The sequence below is a fragment of the Leifsonia sp. 2MCAF36 genome, assembly GCF_052115525.1.
Lineage (GTDB): Bacteria > Actinomycetota > Actinomycetes > Actinomycetales > Microbacteriaceae > Leifsonia.
Window position 1 is genome coordinate 168,256 of record NZ_JBFRGV010000005.1, and the last position, 10,689, is coordinate 178,944.

The window sequence follows — 10,689 nt, forward strand, 5'->3', positions numbered from 1 at the left end:
AGTGCCGCCGCAGGCGGCTCCACGCACAGCGGCACACGACGAGATCAGCCCCGGGACTGCGCCGATCTGGCGACCGAACCTCGAATGCTCTGGCGTGGACCTGCTGCGCTGGCCGCCCTATTCCGCCCAGGGTGTGGGCTGTCCGACCGTTCATCGTAGGTCGCTGACGCACCTTGCCGTTCCAGCCGCTCTCTGACGCGCCCTCCGGGCTTATCTCGCCAGAGAGCGGCTGGCACTCCCGGCGCTCCCGCTCCCACCGACTCCCTCTATCGAACAACCCACACAAAACAGGTTGACCACGATGGGAGCAAAAACATGAACGACACGAACACCATGCACAGCGTCGAACAACGGAACGCTCAAGCCGAAGCATTGCACGCGTCGATCATCGACCAAGTGCAACAGCTCGCGGACAGCGGGCAATGGCGGAAATTCCTGGACTTCGCCCGCTCCTTCCACAGCTACAGCCTGAACAACCTCCTCCTGATCCTCGCCCAGAACCCGGATGCCACCATGGTCGCCGGGTTCCGCCAATGGCAGGCCAAAGGCCGCCAAGTACGCAAAGGAGAAACCTCAATCAAGATCTTCGGCTACAGCACCAAGAAAACGACCCGAACGGACGCGGAGAACTCGACCGAGCAGGAAGAACGCACCGTGCACTACTTCCCTGTTCTGTCCGTGTTCGACATCTCACAGACAGACCCGATCGAGGGTGTACCGACGCAAGAGAACCCCGTCCAAGCGCTCACCGGCGACCACGATCACGGAGTGCTCGACCCGCTAACTGCCCACCTCGGGGGCAACGGATGGAGCGTCACACAAGAAACCCTCGCGCATGCCAACGGTTACACCGACCCCGACCGGCGTACCGTCGTCCTCGGCCGGAACCTCGCCCCCGAGCAGGCCGCGAAGACCCTCATCCACGAGGCCGCGCACATTCAGCTCGGCCACACAGACAACCTCGACGAGTACCGGCAGCACCGTGGGCGGATGGAAGTGGAAGCCGAATCCGTCGCCTACATCGTCGCCGGGTTATGTGGCTTCGACACCAGCGCCTACAGCATCGGCTACATCACCGGATGGGCCCACCAAGACGTCGACCTCATCCGAGAAACAGCCTCGCGCGTTCTCAACGCCACCCAAGCGATAGCTGACGTCATCACGTCGTGACCCCGACCACCCCGCTCAGGTCGGGCTGGCACTTGGGATTTGAACTCTGGTCCGACCGCCGACACCTCAGTGGGTTTGGATGAAGTCAACGGAAAAACTCGTGAATCGCCCGTTGACGGATCGCATAGCAGGTTTCCGAGAGATCCCTGCTCAGCGCAGAACGTGCTCACCGCCCCTCGCGGTGCGTCCGGCGGCCAATGGGTGATCGCCAGACGGACACGAGGATCAATAGGCTCGAGTGCACTCATGCCTCAATGAGGGGGGTGTTACCACCAAACCCCGCGGTATGGTCACCGATCTATTGATGCAGAAGTGTCACCGCTGTCCTGACACGTAACACGCCCGGGAATCAGGCGTCCTTGTCATGTCTAGACATCACACCAGCTACACCGAGGCCGGCGTGGCCGTCTGGCGCCCCTCAAATCTGCGTACTACGGCGGTCGTGCGACCACCTGTATCGATGCTCGATGACAGCGGTTGTGGGCGCGGGCTGCGGTGCTGCCGCCCGATCTCGCCCGGACCAACGCGTACGAGATCGTCGACCATACTCCCGGATCCGGGTCGGCCGCGCCAATGCGTTGCCGATCCCTCAAGCACCCACTCGGACTGCCGGGTGAGTGGCATCTTCCACCTGCAGCGGGCCGTGATCGGAATCCGCTGCTTCTGCCAGGACGACGACGGTAACGGGTTTCAGACCTTCTGCCTGGATACGTACGGTGATCTCCCCCGCACCGGTGGGCCTGACGATGGCGAGTGCCTGCCCGTCGAAGCTCGTGTGTTCTCCGGTGTCGAATCGCTCCAGTTGCTCTGGTCGCCCGCTTCCCAGAGCCTGGAGCACAGCAGGACCCTCGACTGAGGCGGTGATGGGCCAGTCTTGAGCGTGGGCGAGATTACCCGCCACGTCTCGCACGGCGATCGGAATGTACGCAAGGTCCGCGGTCGTTGCAGCAATCACGGCGCGCTCGGCCGCCGCATCAAGGTGGAGCGGTCCGCTGGCCGAGCGAAGTATGGCCCGGGCCTGCTCGCGGCCACCGATGTAACTGACGGCTTCGACCTCCCCCGGCTCGAACTCGACCGTGAAGACGGCTTTGAATGCGCGTTCCCGACCCGCGGGTCGCGTGCCGGCCGACCGCCCGTTGATCACCAGCTCCACCTCATCGGCGTCGCTGTACACCTCGACGGTCGTGACCGTGCCCGGATCGGCCTTCCAGCTCCAGCCCGAAACGGTGTCCGACCAGGACCACTGTCCGGCAAACGCGGGCTTACCGTAGGTCTCCGGCCGCTGGACTGCGATGTACGGCACATGGCGACGACCGAAAACCGTCTCGCGGTAGTAGGAGATGGGCCGGCGATGACCGGTGATGTCGATGTCTCCGTTCCATGCCGTGAGCCAGGGGAAGCCTCCCTCGAACGATGGCGCACCACCATCGCCGTCCTCGAGGTATGCGATGCGTCCTGCGCCTGCCTCGCCGAGATAGTCCCAGCCCGTCCAGGTGAAGTCTCCGATGACGTGCGGGTTGTCTTCGACAAGACGCCAGTTGACGTCGATGTGCGACGGGAAGGTTTCCGTGCCGACGATGATTCTGTTGGGGAACAGCGTCTTGTCGAGTTCGTACCGGGCATCGCCGTAGTTCATCCCGGCGATATCGAGCATGGAGAACGCCTCCGCAGTCCTCTCCGTGACCTGCGCTGAGGCGCTCACCTGATTCATGAAGTCGCCCGTATTCATCGCTCCATTCACACCCTGATCATCACCGGCTGCGGCGGCTGCGGCGTTCTGCTGCATGATTTCGTCCACCTCGGAGATGGCGGCCACAAGACCGTTCACGCCGTTGGTCACGTACCGGCTTGGATCGAGAGAGCGGATCTTGTCGACGAGTCGGCGGCCCCATTGCGCGGCGAGTCCGTTGCCCGTTTCAGGGTTCTCGTTGCCGATGGAGTACATGATCACCGAGGGATGGTTGAAGTCTTTCTCCACCATTGCCTGAACGTCCCTTTCCCACCATTCGGGAAAAGCCAAGGAGTAGTCGTTCGTCGACTTCGAAACGGTCCACACGTCGGAGACCTCGTCCATGACGAGGAGACCGTGGCGGTCGCAGGCCTCGAGCATGGCCTGGCTGACCGGATTGTGGGCACTCCGGATCGCGTTGAAGCCGGCCTCTTTGAGGATTCGCACCCGGCGTTCCTCGGCGCGGGCGATCGCCGCTGCTCCGAGGAGTCCATTGTCGTGGTGGATGCACGCCCCGCGCAGCTTCACCGTTTGACCGTTGATCCTCAGCCCATGGCGCGGATCGAGTTGGAGGGTGCGGATGCCGAAGGCGGTCACCTGGTCGGCGAGCACATCGACCACGTCGGTGAGGCGGGTTCGCACCTCGTACAGGCGTGGTGAATCGGTGCTCCAGAGTTCGGGGTCATCGACGTAGAGGCGCTGGCGGACGGTGACAGTTTCGCCCGAGCGCAGAGTCACGGGCGCGGAGTCGGATGCCACCGCCTGATGATCGGGCCCGCGCAGTTCCGTCTCGACCGTGAGCGTTTCGGTTTCCAGGTTTTCGTTGCGCACGGACGTCGCGATCTCGACGACTGCCCGCTCGGGGTCGACGTCGGGCGTGGTGATTCGGACACCGTTCGGCACCACGTGAGCGAGTTCGTCGATGTGGAGTCGCACGTCGCGGTACAGCCCGGCGCCCGTGTACCAGCGTGAATCGTCGGACGCGCGCACGTCCACCGTGACGGTGTTCGGCGCGCCGTACGTCAGGAACGGGTCCAGTCGGACGTAGAAAGTGGAGTATCCGTTCGGACGCTGAGCGGCGAAGACATCGTTGATGAAGACGACCGCATCGCGGTATGCGCCTTGGAACTCGAGGGTGAGCCGCTTGCCACGGTACTCATCGGGCACATCGAAGGTCTTGCTGTACGAGAAGGCCCCGCCGGGGAAGAATGCGGAGTGCGCGCCCTCGCCGCGGTCGGCCGACCGCTCGCTCGCCAAGAGAGCGTCATGCGGAAGTGTGACGGGGGTCCCGGTCCGGCCTGCGCCTTGAAGCGCGGCGTAGATCGTGGTCTTGGGGCCGACCGTCCAGCCGTCGGTGAACGAGGGGGTGGTCATCGTTTGCGCTCCTTGTTGTTGCAGTGTCGCGAGGTGCTCAGCGGGCGGCGGCCATAAGGGAACGACGCTGCATCCGTCGTTCGCGCTGCCGATCCGGGTCGGCCACCGGGGCGGCCAGGAGAAGTCGCTGCGTGTACTCGTTCTGCGGGTTCGAGGTGACCTCGGCCACCGGACCCTGCTCAACGATCTCGCCGCGGTACATGACGGCGACTCGGTGGCTGATGTGGCGGACGACAGCAAGATCGTGGGTGATGAACAAGTAGGCGATTCCGTTGCTGCGCTGCAACTCGATGAGGAGATCCAGCACGCGGGCTTGCGTCGTCAGGTCCAGAGCGGAAACGGCTTCGTCGCAAATGATGAGGCGCGGGCTCAGGGCCAGTGCCCGAGCGATTGCAACGCGCTGTCGCTGGCCCCCGCTGAACTCCCTCGGGTATCGTTCGGCCGAATCCGCAGGAAGCCCGACCTGATCCAAGAGTTCCGCGACTCGGAGTCGCGCGTCTCGCACGCTTATCCCCTGCGCGATGAGCGGTTCGGCGAGCGTGTCGGTGACCTTCATCGACGGGTTCAATGACGTATACGGGTCCTGGAAGACGACCTGGATGTCCTTGGCGAGCGCTCGGCGCTCCCGGGCTCGTGCGTGAGTGATGTCCCTGCCATCGAAGGCGATCGTCCCACCGGTCGGTGAGGCAAGGCCCAGGACCGCTCGCCCGAGGGTGGTTTTGCCGGAACCGGATTCGCCGACGAGGCCGAGCGTCTCGCCCGGGGCGATCTCGATCGATACGCCGCGAAGGACTTCTGGAGATTTCTTCACACCACGTCCGGGATACCGAAGGCGAAGATCGGATACGGTCAGCGGGCTCATCGCGTCTCCTCCACGCTGGTCGAAACCAACGGTTCGTCGGTTCGAATGGTCTCCTCGTCGAGGATGGAGGCGATCAACTCCTGCGTGTATTCGTGCTGTGGCTGGTGGAAGATCGAGCGCACGTCACCGCTCTCGACCAGCTCGCCTGACCGCATCACCAGGACACGGTCGCAGAGGTCGGCGACGACACCGAAGTTGTGGGTGATCAGGAGCACGCCCATGCCGTATTCGCCTTGCAGGTCGCGAAGAAGATCCAAGATCTCGGCTTGGACGGTCACGTCGAGCGCAGTCGTGGGCTCGTCGGCGATGAGCAGCTTTGGACGCGTTGCGACCGCGCCAGCGATGAGAACGCGTTGCGCCATCCCTCCGGAGATCTGGTGCGGGTACGACGCGAAAGTGCGAAGCGGATCCGCGATGCCGACGCGCGCGAGAAGCTGGAGGACGGTGGCTTTCGCCTCGCGCCGCGACATCGCCTTCGAGAGCCCTTCCACCAGCTGGCTGCCGACGGTGAAGGACGGGTCGAGGTTGGACATCGGCTCCTGCGGAATGTAGGCGATCACGCTGCCGCGGAGGGCGCGCAAGCCGGCCTGGTCTTTCGTCAGCAGCGAGTCGCCGGCGAGATCGAGTGCGGCCGCGTGGACGTGTGCCTCAGGGGGAAGCAGGCCGAGGATCGAGAAGCCGGTCTGGGTTTTCCCGGATCCGGATTCGCCGACCAGTCCGACGATCTCGCCGGAGGCGACATCCAGGGAGATGCCGCGGACGACATCCTTGCTGGACCCGTCCGGCTGGGGGTAGCGCACCCACAGATCGCGGATTCGAAGAAGTCCGCCTCGCTCCGGTGATGTCCCCGAGTGCTTCACAGGGGGAACCGTCGTCTTGGCGTCGGTCGGCTGTTTCTTGCTTTTCGCCTGTGGGGCTGCGAGTGCGTCACGGTAAGCGTTGCCGAGGAGCACGAGGGAACCGTTCAGCAGAGCGAGGAACAGCGAGGGCCACACCAACTGAATTGGGTAGGAGTAGATGTTCAGGAAGGCGTCGCTGGTCATGCCGCCGAAGTTGGGGGTCGTTGTGGACCCGAATCCGAGGAACGCGAGACCCGCCTGGACGCCGATTGCCGCACTTGCGAGGAACGCAGCCGAAATGACGATCGGGCCGCGAATGACATAAAGGATGTGTCTGGAGAGGATCCGGCGTGTTGAAAGCCCGGACACCCGTGCCGCGTCGACGTAGAGCTCGTTTCGTACGCCGACGACGAGATTGCGGACGAGGCGGAAAATGCTGGGTGCCAGGAAGAACCCGAAGATGAACATCGTCCACTGGTACGCGCCGCCGGTGATGGGATAGAGGACGATCACGAGAATCAGCGATGGGAAGGTCATCAAGAGGCTGAACACCCACTCGGTAACCGAGTCGACACGTTTTCCGGCGTACCCGGCAATGAGCCCGAACACCGAACCCAGCACGATTCCCACGCCTGCGCCGATCACCGCGGAGATCAGCGAGACCTGCATGGAGGCGACGATGCGGGCCCAGATGTCGTGACCGTTCTGGTCTGCACCGAGTGGCCACCCGGGCGTGCCTGGGGGGGCGTTGACAAAATTCAGGGAGCTATAGGTGGGCGAATGGCTCGTCGTGAGCGGCCCGAAGATGGCCAGAAGGATCAGCAGACCCAGCACGATGAGTGCGGACAGGCCGAGGGGTCTCCTCAGTAGCCGGGACAAGGCGCCTTTGCGCTTGCCGGTGATTGCCGTCGGAACGACGGCCTCCAGTTGGGTGGCGGTCATTCTGTCCTCACCTTCGGGTTGAGCCAGCCGTTTGCGAGATCGACGATCGTGTTCACGACCACGACGAGCCCCACACTGACGAGCGTCACGCCGAGCATCGCGGGAAGATCGCCCTGGATCGTCGTGGTGTAGGCGTAGGTGCCGAACCCGGGCAGGGCGAAGATCTTCTCGATGAACAGTGAGCCGCCGAACATCACGATGAATTGCAGAGAGAAGGTGGTCAGCGCGGGTCCTGCCGCGTTTCGAAGCGTGTGCTTGTAGAGGATCGACCGCGTGCCGGCCCCTCGACTGCGCAGGGTGCGCACATACTCCCGACCCAGTTCATCCACCATCGACCCACGAAGCTGTGAAGCCACCGTCGCTATGCCGCCGATGGACAGCAGGATCGCCGGCAAGATGATCGATTGGAACCAGCCGATCGGGGAGTCCGCGAAGGGCACGTATCCGATCGCAGGAACCCATTTGAGTTGAATGGCGAAGACGTACACCATGACGATGCCCAGGATGATTCCCGGAAATACGTAGGTGACAATCGACACGCCTTGAATGACGCCGTCGGTGACTCCGCCCTTCGAGGCCCCCACGATGCCAAGGACACCGCTGATCAGAATGGTGAGAATCGACGCGACGAGCAGCACCGACAGGGTGACGGGCAGTCGTGCCATGATCGCGTCCCCGACGGGCTGACTGGTGAAATAGGAAGTGCCGAGGTCACCGTGAGCCACGCCGGCCAGCCACTCGAAGTAGCGCTGAACCACCGGCTGATCGAGGCCTAGCTTCGCGTTCATCGCAGCGACCTGCGCCTCGGATGCCGAGGGACCGAGGAGGTTTCGCGCGATAGGGATGTTCGCGGCCGCCGTGAGGAAGAACGTGATCGCGGTCACGATGAAGATCAGCACGAGGCCTTCGCCGATGCGGCGTAACAGGAAACGGGTCACAATTCTCTCTCCTCCGTACGGCGCGGGAGCCTGGGCTCCCGCGCCGCAATGAAAGGAACGGTCAGTTCGCCGGGGCGTACGGGAGCAGGTTCACTCCGTACTGGGTCGGTGCGGTGTACTTGACGTTCTTGTCGGATAGCCAGAAGCCGCTGGAGGAGGCGATCGGTGCGAACCAGGCGTTGTCGACGAAGTACTTGTTGACCGCCCCCCAGGCCGCTGCCTGGTCCTTATCCGGAGCCGCGTTGGCAGCGTTCAAGAGCTGCGTCAGCTCTGGCGTCGTGGTGTTGAAAGGGTTGAAGACGCCGGCCATCGAACCCTCGGCCTCGACCGCCGGGCTGGTGTTGTAGCCGTTGTACTGCACGTACATGCCGAACGTTTTCGCAAGAACCTTCGAGTTGAAATCTTCGAAGGGAACTGACTGCCAATCCACTTTGATTCCGATGTCGCCGAGTTCCTGGGTGAGAGTCGACTCGTACGTTGTGGTCACGACGCTGCTGGGCATTGCGACCGTGAACCCGTTCGGATATCCCGCTTCGGCCATCAACTTCTTGGCCGCGCCGACGTTGAACCGCTGGGACGCGAGCAAGGACTTGCTGAACACGTCACCACTGGGGTTGAACACCTGATTAGTGGCCGCATTGCCCGGCCCGAGCAGCTTCTTGGCGATCGTCTCGCGGTCCAACGCGAGGTTGATCGCTTGTCGCACCTTCTGCTCCTTCAGTGCAGGGACGACGGTGCCGTCGCGGTCGGCCAGCCAGAGCACCGCGATCGCGAGCGGCTTGTTGTCGCCCGAGTTGAACTGGGCCTTCGGGAACTGCGCGACGTCGCTCGCAGTGGCCGACTGCAGCACGTCGAGCTGGCCAGACCGGAGCGCGTTCTCGGCAGCGGTCGGATCAGTGATGATGCTCTCGATGACCGTCTTGAACGGGTAAGCACTCACATTCCAATAGTCCGGGTTGCGCTCCAGCACGTACTTGGAACCCACAACGGACTTCGACTTGTCGAGGATGTACGGGCCCGAGCCGGTCGGCCACAGCTTGGACTCCGCGGACCCCAGCGACTTCGGTGCGCCGATCACGCCGGACACCTCGGTGAGCAGACTCACGAGCGCAGCGTCCGGCGATGAGAGAGAGAGGACCACGGTGTAGTCATCCGTGGAGGTGATGTCGGTGACCGAAGCAAAGTTGTCGGACGTCGCCGGACCGGTCTTCGACGCGTTCAGCGATGCGACCACCGCTGCGGCATCGACCTTCTCACCGTCGGTGAACTTCATGCCCTTGCGGATGTGAAAGGTGAGCGTCTTGTGGTCGGCAGAGTAAGCCCACGAGGAGGCCACGCCCGGCTTGATCGAGCCGTCCGGGGCCAGGATCACGAGCGTGTCGTAGATCGAGTTCAGCAGGGTCGTCTCTCCGCCGGATGAGTTGCCGACCGACATGTCCGACGGTGGTGCGTTCATCATCAGGTTGAGGGTGCGGTCGGTGGAAACCGTGGCCGCCCCGCCTGCTCCTCCGCCCGCTGTGCAAGCGGACAATGCAACAGCCGCCGCGACGGAAATAACCGCCGCACGGCTCGCGGACCGAATCTTCATGTGGGACTCCTTTGTCATGTGGCGACGCCGCGGTCGCCTCCGCTAGTGTCGCGAGTGCTTTACTCTAACGCACACGTGTTACAAGCGCAATGTTCACTGCGATTGGGTGGTCTTGGGCCTTGCCAGTAACGCGCGTGTTTAGCCCTGAGTGTCACGAGAACGTGCAACACGATGGTTTCCTGCGAGAATGGGTAGGTGAGCCCAACTGACGCACTTACGAGACCCGCGACGAGCTCCGACGTCGCCGCACTGGCCGGCGTTTCGCGCTCGACGGTGAGCCGGATCCTCAACGGTGACGACGCGCCCTTCCCGGACGTGACCAAACAGCGCGTTCGCGATGCAGCGGCAAAGCTGAGGTACCGGCCGTCGGCAGCGGCCCGCTCGCTGGTCACCGGCCACAACGACACCATCGTCATCGTCGCTCCGAACTCGCGCTTCAGCGGCCACGTTCAAGATGCTCTCGACGAGGTCGCGGGTCAAACCCGCCCGTACAGCGCCAATGTCGTTCTGAGGTTCGTCACGTCAGCATCGAAAGACACCGTCGATTCACTGCAGCAGCTTCGACCGTTGGCGGTTCTCAACCTCGGTGTGCTCAGTCGCAACGAGATCGTGGAACTCGAGAATCGGGGCGTCATGGTCGTACCCGAAGTGGTCGGTTCCGAAGAGGCAACAGGCGACCCGGGGTTCGCACGGTTGCAAGCCGAGCAGCTCCGCACACACGGGGACCGACCGCTCTGGTACGCCGAGGCCGAAGGCGACAAACCGGAGCCCTACAGCGACGACCGCTTCGCGGCACTTCACAGCTATTGCACCGCCGAAGGGCTCGCCCCACCCGGCCTGGTTCAGGTGAGCCTCGATATCGAGGGAGGCAAGCTGGCCCTTTCGCGCGTGCTCTCCTCGGACAGCTCGGCCGCCATCGCCTGCTACAACGACGAAGTCGCCCTCACCCTCCTCGCCGCCGCGCGTGAGATGGACGTCGAGGTACCGGGCAGGGTCGCAATCATCGGAATGGACGACATCATCGCCGGACAACTCTGGTCTCCCCGGCTCACGTCCATCCGAATAAACATGCAACCGCTCATCGCTACCCTGGCGGCTGAGTTGCGCGACAGGCTTGCCGGCAGAACACACAGAGCCGAGGAGTTGCCGGAAGACTTCTTCTCGGTCGTCCCCGGAGAAACGGCGTAGCACCCGCGTTTTTCGCAGCACGAACTCGCTCGCTATTCCGCGTTGCCCGTTGTTTGGCG

Annotated in this window: 7 protein-coding genes; 2 read left to right on the top strand and 5 right to left on the bottom strand. The window is 63.4% G+C overall.

From position 1 onward, the window contains the following. The first annotated feature begins 333 nt into the window (after positions 1-333). Positions 334-1,170: an ArdC-like ssDNA-binding domain-containing protein gene (locus tag AB4079_RS09690; RefSeq protein ID WP_441787083.1), complete on the top strand. Its 837-nt coding sequence runs from the start codon at positions 334-336 to the stop codon at positions 1,168-1,170. 589 nt (positions 1,171-1,759) lie between these two features. On the opposite strand, the gene AB4079_RS09695 is transcribed toward AB4079_RS09690, so the two are convergent. The 5 genes from AB4079_RS09695 to AB4079_RS09715 form a co-directional block, all read right to left on the bottom strand. Next, positions 1,760-4,273 carry a glycoside hydrolase family 2 TIM barrel-domain containing protein gene (locus AB4079_RS09695; protein ID WP_441787084.1) on the bottom strand — a complete coding sequence of 838 codons (2,514 nt, stop codon included), beginning with the start codon at positions 4,271-4,273 and terminating at the stop codon, positions 1,760-1,762. A gap of 37 nt (positions 4,274-4,310) precedes the next feature. Then, positions 4,311-5,135 carry an ATP-binding cassette domain-containing protein gene (locus tag AB4079_RS09700; RefSeq protein WP_441787085.1) on the bottom strand — a complete coding sequence of 275 codons (825 nt, stop codon included), beginning with the start codon at positions 5,133-5,135 and terminating at the stop codon, positions 4,311-4,313. Continuing rightward, the gene (locus tag AB4079_RS09705; RefSeq protein ID WP_441787086.1) at positions 5,132-6,916 is read right to left on the bottom strand and encodes an ATP-binding cassette domain-containing protein; all 1,785 of its coding nucleotides are present in this window, start codon (positions 6,914-6,916) and stop codon (positions 5,132-5,134) included. Before AB4079_RS09705 ends, AB4079_RS09700 begins: the two co-directional genes overlap by 4 nt. Next, entirely contained in the window at positions 6,913-7,854 is a 942-nt protein-coding gene (locus AB4079_RS09710; protein ID WP_441787087.1) for an ABC transporter permease, read from the bottom strand. The genes AB4079_RS09705 and AB4079_RS09710 overlap by 4 nt, the downstream gene beginning before the upstream one ends. 61 nt (positions 7,855-7,915) lie before the next feature. Beyond that, entirely contained in the window at positions 7,916-9,313 is a 1,398-nt protein-coding gene (locus AB4079_RS09715) for an ABC transporter substrate-binding protein (RefSeq protein WP_441787088.1), read from the bottom strand. A gap of 324 nt (positions 9,314-9,637) precedes the next feature. Here AB4079_RS09715 and AB4079_RS09720 point away from each other — a divergent pair, with 324 nt between their 5' ends. Then, complete coding sequence (locus tag AB4079_RS09720; protein ID WP_441787089.1) at positions 9,638-10,630, top strand: LacI family DNA-binding transcriptional regulator; 993 nt, start codon at positions 9,638-9,640, stop codon at positions 10,628-10,630. The last annotated feature ends 59 nt before the right edge of the window (positions 10,631-10,689 follow it).

What these genes read in the sequence shown, in the direction of transcription:
- AB4079_RS09700 (WP_441787085.1), bottom strand. Translation starts at nt 5,135, where the DNA reads ATGAGCCCGCTGACCGTATCCGATCTTCGCCTTCGGTATCCCGGACGT.
- AB4079_RS09715 (WP_441787088.1), bottom strand. Translation starts at nt 9,313, where the DNA reads ATGATGAACGCACCACCGTCGGACATGTCGGTCGGCAACTCATCCGGC.
- AB4079_RS09690 (WP_441787083.1), top strand. Translation starts at nt 334, where the DNA reads ATGCACAGCGTCGAACAACGGAACGCTCAAGCCGAAGCATTGCACGCG.
- AB4079_RS09705 (WP_441787086.1), bottom strand. Translation starts at nt 6,916, where the DNA reads ATGACCGCCACCCAACTGGAGGCCGTCGTTCCGACGGCAATCACCGGC.
- AB4079_RS09695 (WP_441787084.1), bottom strand. Translation starts at nt 4,273, where the DNA reads ATGACCACCCCCTCGTTCACCGACGGCTGGACGGTCGGCCCCAAGACC.